This is a genomic window from Pseudonocardia sp. Ae505_Ps2 (assembly GCF_001932425.1).
Classification (GTDB): Bacteria; Actinomycetota; Actinomycetes; order Mycobacteriales; family Pseudonocardiaceae; genus Pseudonocardia.
In genome coordinates, this window is record NZ_MCIP01000001.1 from 2482701 (window position 1) to 2498256 (window position 15556).

The following is a 15556-nucleotide window of genomic DNA, read 5'->3' on the forward strand; positions in this document are numbered from 1 at the left end:
ACCGCCCGGGCCGCTTGACCCGGCCCGGGCGGTACGGCCGACCGGTTCCTCCGAGCGGAGCTCAGAAGTCCCGGCGGACCAGCATCCGCCACGCCCACCCGGCGGCGACCTCGGGTGGGGGCAGCGGATCGCGTTCCAGCCAGCTCGCCGCGACGCCGAGCAGCGTCCAGGTCAGGGCGGCGGCGAACACGTCCAGCGGCATGCCGAACGCGTCCTCGGAGACTCCGAGCCCCACCGTCGTGTCGGCGACGACCGACTGCATCCGCCGGCGCATCCCGGCCGCCGCGTCCGGCGCCGCGGCACCGCCGAGCGCCTGCCGGTACAACGGCGCGTGCTCCGCGAGGTGGTGGAACCAGCGCAGCAGCGCCGCCGGCGGCTCGGGCCCGATGTCGTCGATCGACAGGTCCGACAGATCCGCCCCGGCGTCCGCCGCCCGGTTGGCGAGCGCGTCGGCCAGCAACATCTCCTTGTCGGTGTAGTGCTGGTAGAAGCTGCTGCGGTTCACCGACGCGTGCTCCGCGACGTCCGCGATCGTGATCGACTCGAGGGAACGCTCCCTGGCCAGCGCGAGCAGCGCGTCCTGGAGACGCCGTCGCGTGCGCACCGCCCGGGGATCCACGCTCACCATTCTGCCGAACGGGTGACACCCGGTTGCGGCGACCCGGCATCGCGTCGCCCGCCGGGCGGGATCAGGGACATCCGGCCGCGGTCCAGGCTGCGGAACAGTCCGTGCCGGCGGAGGCGGGCCCGGCGACCACGGTCCCGAACAGGGTGACCACGAGGACGGCCCCGGCCAGCAGCAGGCGGGGCCCGGCGGGACGGGTACGGCGGTGCGGCGCGCTCATGCCGGTCCTCTCGCCGGACAGCGGGTCGATGTTGCGCCGTGCGGACCAGCCTCATCAGGATCGACGATCGCCGGACGGGCGGCGGGAGCGCCCCGGGGCGCTGCTAGGTTCGGCGCCTCCGTCCGTCCGGGAGGCCATGCGTGATCACCGTCCGGGAGCTGGGCCCCCACGACTGGGAGACCTGGCGCGACCTGCGCCTCGCCGCCCTGGCCGAGGCCCCCGACGCGTTCCACAGCCGGCTCACCGACTGGCTCGGCGCGGGCGAGCAGGAATGGCGCGACCGGCTGGCCGCGCCCGGTCGGTACCTGGTGGTCGAGGTCGGCGGCCGACCCGCCGGGCAGGTCGTGGCCGTCCCGCCGGACGACGACGGCGTCGCCGACCTCATCGCCCTGTGGGTCGCCCCGCACGCGCGCGGGGGCGATGCCGCGACCGCGCTCGTCGACGCGGTCCTCGACCGCGCCGCCGGGTGGGGCGCGCGGACGCTGGCGCTGCACGTGGTGGTCGGCAACGACCGCGCCGCGGCGTTCTACCGCCGGCTCGGGTTCGTCGACCGGGGCGTCGTCGAGCGCCCCGACGGCATCAGCGAGACCCGGATGGACCGGCCCGTCGGCCGTCCGGTCCCGCGGTGCTGACCGTCCGGGCCGCGGCGCCCGCCGACGACCCCGAGCTGACCCGGATCGATGCCCTGACCTGGACGGCCGAGGTCAGCCCCGCCCCGCCGCGGCCCGAACCGTTCCTCGACCGGACCCCGGTCGGGGACGTGCTCGTCGCCGACGACGACGGCGCCGTGGTCGGGTACGTGATCGTCGGGCCCGCGCCGCCCGCCGTCCCGGCGCGCGACCACGTCCACTACATCGGGGGGCTGGCGGTGCACCCCGGTCACGCCGGTCGCGGCGTCGGCCGCGCGCTGGTCGCCGCCGCGGTGGCCCGGGCCCGCGACACCGGCGGCCGCAAGGTCACGCTGCGGGTCCTCGGTCCGAACACCCGGGCCCGGGAGCTGTACCGCCGCTGCGGCTTCGTCGAGGAGGGCGTGCTGCGCGCCGAGTTCGTGGTCGACGGGGTCGCCGTCGACGACGTCCTGATGGCCCTGCACCTCGGCCTACCGGACCGCTGAGCTGCGGCGACGCGGAACTGTCGGGGGTCGCTCGTAGCGTCGGAACCATGACCACCGCCCCGCCGTCGCCCCCGGCCTCGCCACCCGTCCCGTCGCGGGTGGTGGCCGCGCTGCGCGCCTCCTGGAGCCACGACACCTGCGACGTCGCGGACGTCAGGGACTGGACGCCGGACCGTCCGTCGCGGGGCCAGTGCGGGGCGACCGCACTGGTCCTGCACGACCTGTTCGGCGGTGACCTGCTGCTCGCCGAGGTGTGGCACGCCGACGGCACGCTGCAGGGCTACCACTGGTGGAACCGGCTGCCCTGCGGCGCCGAGGTGGACCTGACCCGGGACCAGTTCGGCCCGGGCGAGACGGTCCACCCGCCCCGGGTGGTCGTGCGGCCGACAGGCCCGCCGCGGCGTTGCCGCGCGCAGTACGAGCTGCTGCGCCGCCGGGTCCTCGACCGGCTGGACGGCCCGGGGTGAGCGGCCCGGGCTCAGCGGCGGCCGCGGCGCACGGCGTCGGCGAGCGTGCCCAGCAGCTCGTCGGTGGTGGGCCAGGACATGCAGGCGTCGGTCACCGAGCGGCCGCGGATCATGTCCGGGCCCAGCTCCTGGCGTCCCGCCTCCAGGAAGCTCTCCATCATCAGCCCGGTCACGGCGCGCTCGCCGCCCGCGATCCGCTCGGCCAGCTCGGTGACGACGCCGGCCTGCCGCACGTGGTCCTTGCCGCTGTTGCCGTGGCTGGCGTCGACGACGATCCGCTCCGGCAGGCCCGCCGCGCGCAGGGCGTCGGCGGTGGCGGTGACGTCGGAGGCCGAGTAGTTCGGGGTGGCACCGCCGCGGAGGATGACGTGGGTGTCCGGGTTGCCGATGGTGGTGACCAGGCCGGCGAGCCCGTCGGCGTTGACCCCCATGAACACGTGCGACGCCGCGGCCGCCCGCATTCCGTCGATCGCCGCGCGGATGTCGCCGTCGGTGGCGTTCTTGATCCCGACCGGCATCGACAGGCCGCTGACCAGCTGGCGGTGCACCTGGCTCTCCGCGGTGCGGGCACCGATCGAGCCCCAGGTGACCACGTCGGCGATGTACTGCGGGGTGATCGGGTCGAGGAACTCGCAGCCGACCGGCAGCCCGAGCGCGGAGATGTCGAGCAGCAGCGTGCGCGCGGTCCGGAGCCCGCGGTTCACGTCGAAGGTGCCGTCCAGGCCCGGGTCGTTGATCAGGCCCTTCCAGCCGACGGTCGTGCGCGGCTTCTCGAAGTAGGTCCGCATGACCACGCACAGCTCGCCGGACAGCTCCTCGGCACGGGCGGCGAGGCGGTGGGCGTAGTCCAGGGCGGCCTCGGGGTCGTGCACCGAGCACGGCCCGACGACGACGAGCAGCCGGTCGTCGTCGCCGTCGAGGATGTCGGTGACCGCGGCGCGGCCGCGGGTGACGGTCTCGGCGACCCGGGGATCGCAGGGCAGGTCGTGGCGCAGCAGCGCGGGCGAGATCAGCGGGCTGATCCGCTCGATACGGCGGTCGTCGGTCGGGGCGACCTGCAGAGGGGTGGTGCTCGCACTCATCGGAGACGGTGGTCCTTACCCGGCGGACCGCCTCGGATCACCTCGACCGAGCCGGTCTGGAATGCCGGCTCGAGGGGATGGAGGTCAGCGCGCTACGGCACCTGCCAGCCCATCCCGGGCCGGCCGGCGAAACCAGTAGTACGCGTTCAGCACGCCCCGACCGTACCCCACGCGCGGGACCGGCGTGGTACGACCGGCACATGCGGATCGCCCTGGCCCAGATCGTGTCCACCCCGGATCCCGAGGAGAACCTCGCGGAGGTGGAGCGCAACACCCTCGCCGCCGCCGACGCCGGCGCGCAGCTGGTGCTGTTCCCCGAGGCCACCATGTGTTGTTTCGGGGTCCGGCTCGGCCCGGTGGCGCAGCCGCTGGACGGACCGTGGGCGACCCGGGTCCGCGAGCTCGCCGCGGCGGCCGGGACCACCGTCGTCGCGGGGATGTTCACCCCGTCCGGGGACGGCCGGGTCCGCAACACGCTGCTCGCCACCGGCGGCGGTGTCGACACCCACTATGACAAGATCCACATGTTCGACGCGTTCGGCTTCGCCGAGTCCGACACCGTCGAGCCCGGGAACGATCCGGTCGTGGTCGGGGTGGGCGGGGACGATCCGGTCACGGTCGGCCTGTCCACCTGCTACGACGTGCGTTTCCCCGGGCTGTACCAGCGCCTCGCCGACGACGGCGCCACCGTGCTGCTGGTCCCCGCCTCCTGGGGCACTGGCCCGGGCAAGCGTGAGCAGTGGGAGCTGCTCGTGCGGGCCCGTGCGGTGGACACCGGCTCGTTCGTCGTGGCGTGCGATCAGGCCGATCCGACCACGGTCGGCCGCGAACACGGCAAGGCCCCGACCGGGATCGGGTACAGCCTGGTCGCCGGCCCGCGCGGCGAGGTCGTCGACGCGCTCGGCGCCGAGCCCGGGCTGCTCGTGGTCGACGTGGACCCGGCGGAGGCCGCGACCGTCCGCGAGCAGATCCCGGTGTTGGCCAACCGGCGGTTCTGAGCCGCGCCCGGCCGCGTCCGGTGGCTCGGCGGTCGGGCGCCGCGTCGGGGTGCTGCGCCGGGGGGCCTCGCGGTGGGGGAGCGGTGCGTGGCCCGGCCCGGCCGTGGGTGGTTCAGCCGCCGGCGGTGCTGAGACGGTCGGAGATCTGCGCGGCGAGGTCGACGTCCTTCGCGGTCAGTCCGCCCTCGGAGTGCGTCGACAGCCGGAAGGTCAGCGTGGCGTAGCGGATGTCGATGTCGGGGTGGTGGTCGGCGGCCTCGGCGTCCTCGGCGACCCGGTCCACCACCGCGATCGCGGACTCGAAGTCGGGCAGGGTGGCGGTGCGGACGATCGAGTCGCCGTCGCGGTCCCAACCGGGCAGCTTCTGCAGGGCGTCGGCGATCTCGGCGTCGGTCAGCGTCGGGGTGGGCATCGGCCCATCGTGGCGCAGACGGTGCACCCCGTCGCGATGGAGGGTGTCCGGATCGTCCCGGAGCGCTCAGCCGTCGCGGCGGGTCAGGGCGAACACCACGACCCCCGCCCCGGCGACGGCGAAGCCGGCCGCCCGCGCCGTGGTCGCCCACAGCGCCGACGGGTCGGCGGGCACCGCGAGGATCCCGGCCAGGACCTCGTGCCAGTGTCCGGACGGCAGGACCGGCGCGACCGGCTCCCACAGCACGGTCGCCAGCGGAGCGACGGTCAGCGCGGCCAGACCGGTCGCGACGACCCCGGCGGGCCGCCGGACCAGCGCCGACATCGCCAGCAGGAGCATCCCGAGCCCGCACAGCTGCGCGGCGGCCCAGCCGGTGAGCACCACCGCGCGGAGCAGGGTGTCGCCCACCCCGAACGGGCCCGCGCCCAGGGCGAGCCCGCCGCAGACCAGGGCGGAGACGACCGTCGTCGTCGCGGCGAGCAGCGAGGTCACCGCGACCGCGGCGGCCTTGAGCCCGAGCAGCCGTCCCGGGCCGACGGGGGAGAGCCGCAGGGCGTCGAGGGTGCCGCGGGCCCGCTCCGCAGCGAACGCGTCGGCCGCCACGAGCACGACGGGCATCCCGAGCGCGAACGCCGCGGGCTCGGACAGCGCGACCGTCAGGGTCCCGAGCGCGAAGGACAGCCGGCCGTCGTCGGTGGCCAGCGCGATCGTCGCCAGCAGTGGGACGAGCGCCGCCGACGCGAGGACGACCGCCGTGCGCGGACGGAGCAGGGCGAGCTCCAGCTCCGAGCGGAGCAGCCGGCCGAAGGGGGCCGCGGTGGGGCGGCGCGCCGGGCGACCGGTCCTCGGCCCGGAGCGTGGGCGGGGGGAGCCGGCGGACCGCGGCCGTGCCGGTGCCTGCGAGTAGGCCGCCCCGTGGGGGATGACTGCCCTGGCTCCGGTCGTCGCCGGGGAGCCGCCGGTCCGGTCGCGCGGCGCGGGAGCGACCGCCGGGTCGCCCGGGACGGCGCCGGGGGAGCCGTGGGGTGCGGCGGCCCAGTCGTCGCCCGGGCGGGGGTCCGGGGCGCCCCAGGTGTGCTCGGGGCGCACGATCGCGCTCACCGCCCCGCCCCGGACCCGGCGCCCGTCGAGGCCGGTTCCTCGGTGAGCCGGGCGAAGAACTCCTCCAGCCGGGCCGCGGGCCGCGTCACCCCGTGCACGGCGACACCCGCGTGCACCAGCGTCGCGACGACGTCCGGCGTGGCGGGCCCGGCCGGCACGAACACCCGGTCCCGGGTTCCCTGCTCGGCGTCGATGCCCCGGGCCAGCAGGGCCGCGACGGCGCGCTCGCCGTCCGGCGTCGTCACCACCAGCGCCGACGGGCCCGAGTCGACCAGCTCGTCGAGCGGGCCCGCGCACAGCAGCCGCCCGGCCCGGAGCACCGCGACGTGGCTGCAGGTCGCCTCGATCTCCCCGAGCAGGTGCGAGCTGACGATCACCGTCGCGCCCGCGGCGTTCATCTCCGCGATCAGCCGGCGCACCTCCCGGGTGCCGGCCGGGTCGAGCCCGTCGGTCGGCTCGTCGAGGACGACGAGGCGCCGCCGGGTCAGCAGCGGCACGGCCAGCCCGAGGCGGCGGCGCATCCCGGAGGAGTACTCGCCGGCGCGGCGGTCGGCCGCCTCGGCGAGCCCGACCCGGCGCAGCACGGCGTCGACGGCGGCCGGGATCCGCGCCGAGTCCAGCAGCGGTTCGGCGGCCGCGGCCCGCAGCAGGTTCTGCCGACCGGTGCGGTGCGGGTGCAGCGCAGGCGCGTCGACCAGGGCGCCGACGTGCGGCAACACCTCCGACGCGCGGTGCGGCAGTCGCCGTCCGAGCAGCTCGACCTCGCCGTCGCTGGGGGCGAGGAGCCCGAGCAGCATCCGCATCAGCGTCGTCTTGCCCGCGCCGTTGGGGCCGAGCAGCCCGAGGACCGCGCCCATCGGCACATCCAGGTCCACCCCGTCGACCGCGCGCACCGCGCCGAAACCGCGGGACAGACCGATCGCGCGCACCGCCGGTGGGCGCGGCGCCGGGGGCGGCTCGGGAGGGTCGAGGGGAGCGGACGTCGGGTACACGGCACCCAGCGTGACCGCGCGGCGGCGCGAGCGGGCCGTTTTCGCCGAGTTCGGCCACTCCGGCCGGGTGCGGGGCCGGCGATCGGCCGCCCCGGGCGGCTGCGGGACCGGCTGCGAGGATCGACGGCGTGCCGGTGCTGAGCCTGGACCATCACGTGGACGGACCGCCCCGACTCGTCGCGGGGGTGCTGCGCGAGTCGGCCCCGTCGGCCCGCGCGGTCGCGCGGGTGGGAGCCCGGTTCACCGCGCCGTCGGCGCTGCTCGTGGCCGGGGACGAGGTCCGGGTCGCGCTGCCCGGCGGGTTCCTCGCCTGCCGGACACGGATCACCCGCGCCGGCGCCGGTGGGGTGTGGTCGGAGCTGGCGGCGGGTCCCGCCGCGGTGCTGCGGCACTCGACCCGGGTCGTGGCCGCCGCCGGGGGTGGCAGCCATGTCCGCGACGAGCTCACCTGGCAGCCGCCCCTCGGTGTGCTCGGCCGGATCTCCGACCCGGTGCTGCGCCGGTTCGGTGCGCGCCTGCTCCGGGCCCGCCGCGAGGTGCTCGCCGAGCGGGTCGCGGAGCTGGGCCGGGCCGGGGTGGTCGTCGGGGCGGCGATCGTCCGGGACGGCAGGCTGCTCGTCGCCCAGCGTTCCTACCCGGCCGAACTGGCCGGCCGCTGGGAGCTGCCCGGCGGTGGCGTCGAGGACGGCGAGAGCGGGCCCCGGGCCCTGGTCAGGGAGTGCGCCGAGGAGCTGGGTGCGCGGGTGGTGGTCGGGGAGCGGCTGGGCACCGACCTGCCGCTCGGGCGACGTGTGCTGCAGATCCACACCGCCCGGCTGGAGCCCGGCTCCCCGGAGCCGGAGGCCCGCGAGCACCGGGCGCTCCGCTGGGTGGGGCGCCGCGAGGTGGCGACCCTGGGCTGGCTCGACGCCGACCGGGCCGTCGTCGCCGAACTGGTGGAGCTGCTGCGGACCTGATGCGCGGTCCCCGGTGCCGGAACGACGATCACCGCCGGATCCGGTGGAACCGATCCGGGTCGGGCGTCGTCCAAGCCACATGAACCGGAACGCCGCCGCGCCCCTCCCGTCCGTCCTCCCGACCGCTGCGCACCGGGCGGCCCGCCGCTCCCGGGCCGCGCGTGGCGCCGACCCGCTCGCCCGGCTGTTCGCCGCGCAGGACGGCCTGGTCACCCGGGCCCAGGCGCTCGCCCACGGCCTGTCCACCGACCAGGTCGACCGCAGGCTGGCCGCCCGGCGCTGGATCCCCGTGCACCCCCGTGTCTACCGGCACGCCGCCCACCGGCCGAGCGAGCGGTCCCGGGTCCGGGCCGCCGTGCTCTGGGCGGGGGAGGGCGCCGTGCTGACCGGGGCCGCCGCGGCCTGGTGGTGGGGGCTGCTGCCCGGTGCTCCCGCGGTGGTCACGGTCACCGTGCCGCGCCGGCGGGCGCCGCGCTCGCGTGCGGGGGTCCTCGTCCGGCGCCGCGACCTGGACCCGCTCGACGTCACCACCCACGACGGGGTGGTCGTCGCCCGGCCGGCGGCCGCGGTGCTGGACGGTGCGGCCGACCCGGCGGTGCCCGGGGACGCGCTGCTCGACCACGTCCTCGGCACGGGCTCCGTCGGTGTGGCCGAGCTGGTCGAGGCGCACGCGCGCAACCTCGGGGCGCACGGCTCGGGCGTGGTCGGCCGGATGCTGGCCGGGGCGTCGCGCCGGATCGCCGTCCGTGCCCGGCACGGGCTGCGGGCGTTGCTCGCCGCCCGGGGGGTGCGGGCCTGGCGCACCGACGTCACCGTGGCCGGGGTCCTGCTCGACCTCGCGTTCCCCGCGGCCCGGCTGGCCGTCGAGGTGCACGACCCGGTCGACGCCGGAACGGGCGCCGACGGCTGCGGCTCCGCGTGGCGCCGGGCCGTGCTGCGCCGGCACGGGTGGCGGACACTCGTCGTCGAACCGGCGGAACTCCGGTGCCCCGAGGATCTCCTGGCGCGCCTCCACGAGGCCGTCACCGGGCATCCGGCCGGCCCCGGCGGTGCCGCGGGGCGGGCCGCGGGGTGAACGACCGGCGAACCCCACCACACACGGGGTCGTCGGGCCGCCCGGACGACTGTGATTCCGGCCATGTCGGGTCCGGGTGACGGACGCGTCGTCACGGCCCACGGGGTGATCACGAAGGCCGGTCCGGGGTCCGGGCGCACGAAGGCCCGGACCTGTCGGACCACGTCGACCGACCTTCCACCGCGTTACCTCACCGGCGGTGCGCACGCAACCCGGACCGCGACGTCGTCGCAGGTCAGCGGGTCATACGTCCGTTCAGTAGATGCGCGCGATCTTGATCGCGCGCGTGAGTGCCTTGCCGCTCAGATCGTCGGCACCCGCCTTGCGCAACCGCAGCGCGACGACCGGACAGCTCTTGCACCGCTTCGGCTTGGACCGGCAGCACTTCTTCTTGACCTTGCCCATGATGAGGTCAGGCTAACCTGCGCCCGGGGCGTGGTGAAGGACTTGCAGCGGATACCGTTGAGGTGTGACCATCCCTCGTTCCGCCTCGGCCCTCGATGCCCGTTCCTCGATCGAGAGCGACGCCGTCCCCGATCGGGCCGGCCGACCCGAGCTGCGCAACGTCGCGATCGTCGCGCACGTCGACCACGGCAAGACCACGCTCGTGGACGCGATGCTCCGCCAGTCCGGCGCCTTCGCCGAGCGCGCCGAGCTCGTCGACCGGGTCATGGACTCCAACGACCTGGAGCGCGAGAAGGGCATCACCATTCTCGCCAAGCACACGGCGGTGAACTGGCACGGCACGACGATCAACGTCGTCGACACCCCCGGCCACGCGGACTTCGGCGGTGAGGTCGAGCGCGGCCTGTCCATGGTCGACGGCGTGGTGCTGCTCGTCGACGCCTCCGAGGGTCCGCTGCCGCAGACCCGGTTCGTGCTCCGCAAGACCCTGACCGCCGGGCTGCCCGTCATGCTCGTGGTCAACAAGACCGACCGTGGCGACGCACGGATCGCCGAGGTCGTCGACGAGTCCCTCGAGCTGCTGCTGGAGCTGGCCGACGAGCTCGAGCTCGACGAGTCGGTCACCTCGCACCTGCTCGACCTCCCGGTCGTCTACGCCTCCGGCCGCGCGGGCAAGGCCTCCCGGATCCGGCCCGCCGACGGCGAGCTCCCGGACTCCGACGACCTCCAGCCGCTCATCGAGACCCTGCTCGACGTCGTCCCACCGCCCGCCGACGACGTCGACGCCCCGCTGCAGGCCCACGTCACCAACCTCGACGCGTCCAGCTTCCTGGGCCGCATCGCGCTCTGCCGCGTCCGCGCCGGTGTGCTGCGCCGCGGCCAGCAGGTCGCGTGGTGCCGCGAGGACGGCACCACGCCGCGCGTCAAGATCACCGAGCTGCTGCGCACCGAGGCGCTGACCCGCGTCCCCGCCGACGAGGCGCGCGCCGGTGACCTGGTCGCCGTCGCGGGCATCGCCGACGTCACCATCGGCGACACCCTCGCCGACCCGGAGAACCCGGTCGCGCTGCCGCGCATCCACGTCGACGAGCCCGCCATCTCGATGACGATCGGCACCAACACCTCGCCGCTGGCCGGCCGGGACCCGCACCCGGGCAAGAAGCTGACCGCCCGCCTGGTCAAGGGCCGGCTCGACGCCGAGCTGGTCGGCAACGTGTCCATCCGCGTCCTGCCGACGGAGCGCCCCGACGCCTGGGAGGTCCAGGGCCGTGGTGAGCTCGCGCTGGCGATCCTGGTCGAGACCATGCGTCGCGAGGGCTTCGAGCTGACCGTCGGCCGCCCGCAGGTGGTCACCAAGACCATCGACGGCAAGCTCCACGAGCCGTTCGAGCAGCTGTCGGTCGACGTGCCCGAGGACAGCCTCGGCGCCGTCACCCAGCTGCTCGCCGCCCGCAAGGGCGAGATGGGCGACATGGTGCACGGCGACGGCCGGGTCCGGATGGAGTTCCGCGTCCCGTCCCGCGGCCTGATCGGCTTCCGCACCGAGTTCCTGACGATCACCCGCGGCGCGGGCATCGCCAGCCACGTCTTCGACGGCTACGGCCCCTGGGTCGGCGAGATCCGCACCCGGAACAAGGGTTCGCTGATCTCGGACCGTTCCGGGCCCGTCACCCCGTACGCGATCGACCAGCTCGCCGACCGCGGCACGCTGTTCGTCGGCCCGACCACCCTGGTCTACGGCGGCATGGTCGTCGGCGAGTACACCCGCAACGAAGACCTCGAGGTCAACATCACGCGGGAGAAGAAGCTGACCAACATCCGCTCGTCGACCTCCGACGTGCTGGTCAAGCTGATCCCGCCGACGATCCTGAGCCTCGAGCAGTCGCTGGAGTTCTGCGCGACGGACGAGTGCGTCGAGATCACCCCGGAGAACGTCCGGATCCGCAAGATCGAGCTGGACCCGAACCTGCGGGCCCGCGCCCGGTCCCGTGCGAAGGCCGCGGCCAACGCCACGAAGTGACCCGCACGGCTCGTGCGCTGCGGTGTTGCGTATCGGTGAGCAGAGCAAAGCCTCGCCGACACCCGGTACCGCTGCGTATCGGTGAGCAGAGCGCAGGCGCCCGCCGGACCCCGTCCGGCGGGCGCCTCCGCCACGGTGGGGATACTGCGGACGTGAGAGCACGTCGATGCTTCCGGGCGCTCCCGGCGCTCCTGCTGGTCGCCCTGCTGGCGCTGACGGGCTGCGCGGCGGACCCGCAGCCGGCACCTCCGCCGGAGACGAACCGCCCGACCGAGCCGGTCACCGCCCCCACCCGGGTGGTGGTCGGTGTCGACGACCTGGGGCCCGGGTTCAACCCGCACCTGCGGTCGGACCAGTCGCCGGTCACCACGGCGATCGCGTCGATGACCCTGCCGTCGGTGTTCCGGCCCGACGACCGGGGTGTGCCGCAGCTCGACACGACCGTCGCCACGTCCGCGACGGTCACGTCGCAGAGCCCGTTCACCGTCAGCTACGAGCTCAACCGCGATGCCGGGTGGTCCACCGGCGCCCCGATCGCCGCCGAGGACTTCGTCTACCTCTGGCAGCAGATGCGCAGCCAGCCCAACACGATCGGCGCCGCGGGCTACCGCGAGATCACCGACGTGCGCTCGCGCGCCGCGGGCAAGGCCGTCGACGTGGTGTTCCGGGAGCCCTATCCGCACTGGCAGGAGCTGTTCGGCGACCTGCTCCCCGCGCACCTGCTCAAGGACGCGCCGGGCGGCTGGACGGCCCCGTTCGCGGGCGGCGTGCCCGCCTCGGGCGGCCCGTTCCGGCTGATGCAGGTCGACCGTCTCCGCGGTGAGGTGCTGCTCGCCCGCAACGATCCCTACTGGGCGACCGCCGCGGTCGTCGACGAGATCATCCTGCGCCGCATCCCGGCGAACACCCTGCCGACGGCGCTGGAGAGCCAGGGCGTCGACCTCGCCCTGCCCGACGCCCGACCGGAGATCACCCAGGCCATCGAGGTCCTGGCCCGGGGCCCGAAGCCCCCGACGGTGCAGCGCGGGCCGCGACCGGCCGTCGAACAGCTGGAGTTCCGCACCGCCGACGGCCCGCTGGCCGATCCCCGGGTCCGCGAGGGCATCGCGGCGCTGCTGGACCGCGACGCGATCCGGGAGCGCGTCAACCCCGACGCCGTGGCCGTGAACGCCTTCGGCGCCGCCCCGTCGGACCCCGGCTACGTGGCGACCGCGCCGGCCGGTGCACCCGGCAGACCCGACGCTGCCGCGGCTGCGGCCGCGTTCACCGAGGCGGGCTACGTCCGTGGTGAGGACGGCCGGTGGACCCTCGGCGGGCGCCCGCTCAGCGTGGTCATCGGTGCCGGGGCCGAGCGGACCGAGGACGTGAACGTCGCCCGCGTCGTGGCTGAGCAGCTCAAAGCCGGCGGGATCGGCGCCACGATCGTCGCCCCGCCGGCACCGGACCTGCTGACCGACCCGAGCGTCGCTCCGACGACGCCGACCCCCACCAGCACGCCCGCCCCGGGCGCGGGCCCGGTCGGCGGTGGCGCCGCACCGGTCACCACGCCCCCGCCCGCGACGACCACCGTTCCGACGACGTCCGGTGCCCCGGGGTCCGGTGCTCCGGTCGCGGTCGACGTGCTCGTCGCACCCCGGGCCGCCTACGGCGCGATCGGGCCGCGACTGGACTCCGACTACGGCTGCCCCGCGGACGCGGTGTCCGGCGAGCTGCCGGGCGTGGCCTGCTTCCCCGCGCTGCAGCCGTTGCTCGACGAGCTGTTGGTCGCCGACAGCCCGGACCCGGCCGTCGTCGCCGAGGCCGAGCGGGTGCTGTGGCGTCAGCTGCCCGCGCTGCCGCTCTACCAGGCGCAGGGTCTGGTCATCAGCAACCAGCAGACCGACGCGGCCACCCGGGTCACCCCCGGCCCGATCGCGACCGGTCCGATGTCGGGTGCCCGGACCTGGGCCGAGCCGGAGGGCTCGGGCGAGCGCCCGACCGGCGAGGACGACCCGAACTGACACCGTCGGGTGCGCCCGTTCGGGCGCACTCCGCTGCTGCATGGTGACGCCGAGTGGTACGTAAGTACCAACTATGTTTCGGCGTGCATCGAGGGCTGTGCGACGCAACGCTCCGTTGTTACTGTCCGGTTCGGCTGCGAGCCCGTCACGTCGTTCAATGGTCACCGTTTCGCCACGATCGGCGTCGGACCTCGCTGCTGGAGGGCCGCGATTCCTAGCGTGCCTCCCTGACGGGCCCCGGCACACATCCGGTGGTCCGTCGCGTCCCGGACGGGTGCGACAACGGCGTGCACCCACGACATCTCGAGAGGCACGGCAGATGAGGGGAAGAAGGGCGGCCGCTTCGGCCATCGCCCTGACCGCGGTCGTGGGGCTGGTCCTCACGGGTTGCAGCCAGCAGAGCAACACGGGAGGCAGCGGCAACACCGCCGCCGGGTTCGAGGAGACCCCTGACCAGCCGGAGGTGCCCGGCAAGCCGGGCGGCACGTTCCGGCTGGCGATCACCGAGCCGACCGCGATCGACCCGTACAACACCCAGGAGTCCGAGGGCGCCCTCGTGAACCGGGCGCTGTTCACGGGCCTGATCCGGGTCAAGCCGAACGGTGACGTCTACGACGGCGTGGCCTCGAAGTGGACGCCGAACCAGAACTGCACGCAGTGGGTGTTCGACCTCAAGCCGGACCAGAAGTTCTCCAACGGCGAGGCGCTGAACTCCACCTCGTTCAAGCGGGGCTGGGAGCGCACCGCGGCGAAGGCCTCGGCGTCGGAGGTCTCGTACCACCTGGACGAGGTGCAGGGGTACGACCAGATGCAGGCCGGGACCGCCAACGCGCTGTCCGGCGTGGACGCGACCAACCCGAACCAGCTCAAGGTGACGCTGTCCAAGCCCGACTGCGAGTTCGAGCTGCGGACCTACCACCCGGCGCTGAGCCCGGTCCCCTCGACCGCGGGCGCGGCGGACAACAAGACCTACAACGACCTGCCGATCGGCAACGGCCCGTTCAAGATGGACGGCCCCTGGCAGCACGACCGCGGCATCCGGCTGGTCCGCAACGACACCTACACCGCGGGGACCAAGGCGAACCTCGACGCCGTCGAGATCACCATCGTCCCGTCCGGTGAGGGCGGCGGCGTCACCGCCGAGTACAACGGTTTCCAGAACGGCCAGTTCGACTGGGCGCGCATGCCCACCCCCGTCCTGAACCAGGCCAAGTCGACCTACGAGCCCCAGGGCAAGTGGCTGAACAAGAAGACCAACGGCAACAACTACCTGCTGGTCTCGGTCACCACCAAGCCGCTGAACAGTGCGGATGCACGCAAGGCCGTCTCGATGGCGATCGACCGCAACGCGATCGTGCAGGGTGTGCTGCAGAACTCGACCTCGCCGGCCGACGCGCTGATCCCGCCGAACTTCCCGGACGCCTACACCCCCGGTGTCTGCACCGCGTGCACCTACAACCCGGACGAGGCGAAGCGGCTCGCGCAGCAGGCCGGTCTCACCCCCGGCACCGAGGTGAAGCTGCAGTACAACACCGGCGCCGGTCACGAGGAGTGGACCGCGGCGGTCAAGCAGCAGCTCGAGCAGAACCTCGGGTTGAAGGTCACCTACACCGGTGTGCCGTTCCGTGACCTGCTCGACAACGAGCAGCAGCCCGAGGCTTCCGGCCTGTGGCGTGCGGCGTGGAGCGCCGACTACCCGACCCCGGGTAACTATCTGTTCCCGCTGCTCGCCACCCAGTCGATCGGTGCCGCCTCGCCGAGCGAGCCGGCCCAGGGTGACAACCGTGGCCGCTACTCCAACCCGGAGTTCGACAAGCTGCTCGCGCAGGCCGCGCAGACCCAGGACGAGGCCGCCCGCAACGACCTCTACAAGCGGGCCGAGAAGATCGCCATCGGCGACGACCTCGCGCTGATCCCGCTCTGGTTCCGCCAGCAGTCCCGCCTGGTCAACACCGAGAAGTTCGGCAACGTGAACATGGACTTCTCCGAGGACCCGACGTTCGACACGATCACCCTCAAGTGACGTCCCGCTGACGCGGCCCGCGTCCCGGCGACCCCGGGACGCGGGCCGTCGTGCGGCGTTCCCACC

16 protein-coding genes are annotated in these 15556 nt (G+C 74.7%); 9 read left to right on the forward strand and 7 right to left on the reverse strand.

Annotation, left to right across the window (positions count from 1 at the left end; all coding sequences use genetic code 11):
- Nucleotides 1–61: 61 nt before the first annotated feature.
- Both Ae505Ps2_RS11935 and Ae505Ps2_RS31970 read right to left on the reverse strand, forming a co-directional pair.
- Nucleotides 62–619 (reverse strand): TetR/AcrR family transcriptional regulator, encoded by a 558-nt coding sequence (locus Ae505Ps2_RS11935; RefSeq protein WP_075312352.1) that lies wholly within the window; start codon nucleotides 617–619, stop codon nucleotides 62–64.
- A gap of 70 nt (nucleotides 620–689) precedes the next feature.
- Nucleotides 690–845: a hypothetical protein gene (locus Ae505Ps2_RS31970; protein ID WP_158071451.1), complete on the reverse strand. Its 156-nt coding sequence runs from the start codon at nucleotides 843–845 to the stop codon at nucleotides 690–692.
- A gap of 140 nt (nucleotides 846–985) precedes the next feature.
- On the opposite strand from Ae505Ps2_RS31970, the gene Ae505Ps2_RS11940 reads away from it, so the two are divergent.
- The 3 genes from Ae505Ps2_RS11940 to Ae505Ps2_RS11950 are packed head-to-tail and all read left to right on the forward strand — an operon-like array spanning nucleotide 986 to nucleotide 2426.
- Entirely contained in the window at nucleotides 986–1477 is a 492-nt protein-coding gene (locus tag Ae505Ps2_RS11940) for a GNAT family N-acetyltransferase (protein ID WP_075308220.1), read from the forward strand.
- The gene (locus Ae505Ps2_RS11945; RefSeq protein ID WP_075308219.1) at nucleotides 1471–1959 is read left to right on the forward strand and encodes a GNAT family N-acetyltransferase; all 489 of its coding nucleotides are present in this window, start codon (nucleotides 1471–1473) and stop codon (nucleotides 1957–1959) included. The genes Ae505Ps2_RS11940 and Ae505Ps2_RS11945 overlap by 7 nt, the downstream gene beginning before the upstream one ends.
- 47 nt (nucleotides 1960–2006) lie before the next feature.
- Complete coding sequence (locus Ae505Ps2_RS11950; protein WP_020622671.1) at nucleotides 2007–2426, forward strand: hypothetical protein; 420 nt, start codon at nucleotides 2007–2009, stop codon at nucleotides 2424–2426.
- 11 nt (nucleotides 2427–2437) lie between these two features.
- Here the strand turns inward: Ae505Ps2_RS11950 and Ae505Ps2_RS11955 are convergent, their stop codons facing one another.
- Nucleotides 2438–3508, reverse strand: a complete 1071-nt coding sequence (locus Ae505Ps2_RS11955; protein ID WP_075308218.1) for a 3-deoxy-7-phosphoheptulonate synthase — start codon at nucleotides 3506–3508, stop codon at nucleotides 2438–2440.
- A 200-nt stretch (nucleotides 3509–3708) separates the two neighbouring features.
- Here Ae505Ps2_RS11955 and Ae505Ps2_RS11960 point away from each other — a divergent pair, with 200 nt between their 5' ends.
- Complete coding sequence (locus Ae505Ps2_RS11960; RefSeq protein ID WP_075308217.1) at nucleotides 3709–4506, forward strand: carbon-nitrogen hydrolase family protein; 798 nt, start codon at nucleotides 3709–3711, stop codon at nucleotides 4504–4506.
- Nucleotides 4507–4618: 112 nt separating this feature from the next.
- Here the strand turns inward: Ae505Ps2_RS11960 and Ae505Ps2_RS11965 are convergent, their stop codons facing one another.
- The 3 genes from Ae505Ps2_RS11965 to Ae505Ps2_RS11975 all read right to left on the reverse strand — a co-directional run bounded on the left by Ae505Ps2_RS11965 (nucleotide 4619) and on the right by Ae505Ps2_RS11975 (nucleotide 7011).
- Nucleotides 4619–4918: a 4a-hydroxytetrahydrobiopterin dehydratase gene (locus Ae505Ps2_RS11965; RefSeq protein WP_060713209.1), complete on the reverse strand. Its 300-nt coding sequence runs from the start codon at nucleotides 4916–4918 to the stop codon at nucleotides 4619–4621.
- A 66-nt stretch (nucleotides 4919–4984) separates the two neighbouring features.
- Complete coding sequence (locus Ae505Ps2_RS11970; RefSeq protein WP_075332998.1) at nucleotides 4985–6019, reverse strand: ABC transporter permease; 1035 nt, start codon at nucleotides 6017–6019, stop codon at nucleotides 4985–4987.
- Nucleotides 6016–7011, reverse strand: a complete 996-nt coding sequence (locus tag Ae505Ps2_RS11975) for an ABC transporter ATP-binding protein (RefSeq protein ID WP_075308215.1) — start codon at nucleotides 7009–7011, stop codon at nucleotides 6016–6018. Before Ae505Ps2_RS11975 ends, Ae505Ps2_RS11970 begins: the two co-directional genes overlap by 4 nt.
- 128 nt (nucleotides 7012–7139) lie before the next feature.
- On the opposite strand from Ae505Ps2_RS11975, the gene Ae505Ps2_RS34215 reads away from it, so the two are divergent.
- Both Ae505Ps2_RS34215 and Ae505Ps2_RS11985 read left to right on the forward strand, forming a co-directional pair.
- Complete coding sequence (locus Ae505Ps2_RS34215; protein ID WP_349289825.1) at nucleotides 7140–7967, forward strand: NUDIX domain-containing protein; 828 nt, start codon at nucleotides 7140–7142, stop codon at nucleotides 7965–7967.
- 79 nt (nucleotides 7968–8046) lie between these two features.
- Complete coding sequence (locus tag Ae505Ps2_RS11985; protein ID WP_075308214.1) at nucleotides 8047–9042, forward strand: type IV toxin-antitoxin system AbiEi family antitoxin domain-containing protein; 996 nt, start codon at nucleotides 8047–8049, stop codon at nucleotides 9040–9042.
- A gap of 255 nt (nucleotides 9043–9297) precedes the next feature.
- Here the strand turns inward: Ae505Ps2_RS11985 and Ae505Ps2_RS31975 are convergent, their stop codons facing one another.
- Entirely contained in the window at nucleotides 9298–9447 is a 150-nt protein-coding gene (locus Ae505Ps2_RS31975; RefSeq protein ID WP_020626377.1) for a hypothetical protein, read from the reverse strand.
- A gap of 109 nt (nucleotides 9448–9556) precedes the next feature.
- Between Ae505Ps2_RS31975 and typA the strand changes: the two genes are divergently transcribed.
- The 3 genes from typA to Ae505Ps2_RS12000 all read left to right on the forward strand — a co-directional run bounded on the left by typA (nucleotide 9557) and on the right by Ae505Ps2_RS12000 (nucleotide 15490).
- Entirely contained in the window at nucleotides 9557–11467 is a 1911-nt protein-coding gene (gene typA / locus Ae505Ps2_RS11990; RefSeq protein ID WP_075312348.1) for a translational GTPase TypA, read from the forward strand.
- A 152-nt stretch (nucleotides 11468–11619) separates the two neighbouring features.
- Nucleotides 11620–13467 (forward strand): ABC transporter family substrate-binding protein, encoded by a 1848-nt coding sequence (locus tag Ae505Ps2_RS11995; RefSeq protein WP_075332999.1) that lies wholly within the window; start codon nucleotides 11620–11622, stop codon nucleotides 13465–13467.
- A 319-nt stretch (nucleotides 13468–13786) separates the two neighbouring features.
- On the forward strand, nucleotides 13787–15490 hold the full coding sequence (locus Ae505Ps2_RS12000) for an ABC transporter substrate-binding protein (protein WP_075553623.1): 1704 nt from the start codon (nucleotides 13787–13789) through the stop codon (nucleotides 15488–15490).
- The last annotated feature ends 66 nt before the right edge of the window (nucleotides 15491–15556 follow it).

Bases quoted from the DNA above. Each gene is read 5' to 3' on its own strand.
- Ae505Ps2_RS31970 (WP_158071451.1), bottom strand. From the start codon at position 845: ATGAGCGCGCCGCACCGCCGTACCCGTCCCGCCGGGCCCCGCCTGCTG.
- Ae505Ps2_RS11950 (WP_020622671.1), top strand. From the start codon at position 2,007: ATGACCACCGCCCCGCCGTCGCCCCCGGCCTCGCCACCCGTCCCGTCG.
- Ae505Ps2_RS11955 (WP_075308218.1), bottom strand. From the start codon at position 3,508: ATGAGTGCGAGCACCACCCCTCTGCAGGTCGCCCCGACCGACGACCGC.
- Ae505Ps2_RS11960 (WP_075308217.1), top strand. From the start codon at position 3,709: ATGCGGATCGCCCTGGCCCAGATCGTGTCCACCCCGGATCCCGAGGAG.
- Ae505Ps2_RS11965 (WP_060713209.1), bottom strand. From the start codon at position 4,918: ATGCCCACCCCGACGCTGACCGACGCCGAGATCGCCGACGCCCTGCAG.
- Ae505Ps2_RS11985 (WP_075308214.1), top strand. From the start codon at position 8,047: ATGAACCGGAACGCCGCCGCGCCCCTCCCGTCCGTCCTCCCGACCGCT.
- Ae505Ps2_RS31975 (WP_020626377.1), bottom strand. From the start codon at position 9,447: ATGGGCAAGGTCAAGAAGAAGTGCTGCCGGTCCAAGCCGAAGCGGTGC.
- Ae505Ps2_RS12000 (WP_075553623.1), top strand. From the start codon at position 13,787: ATGAGGGGAAGAAGGGCGGCCGCTTCGGCCATCGCCCTGACCGCGGTC.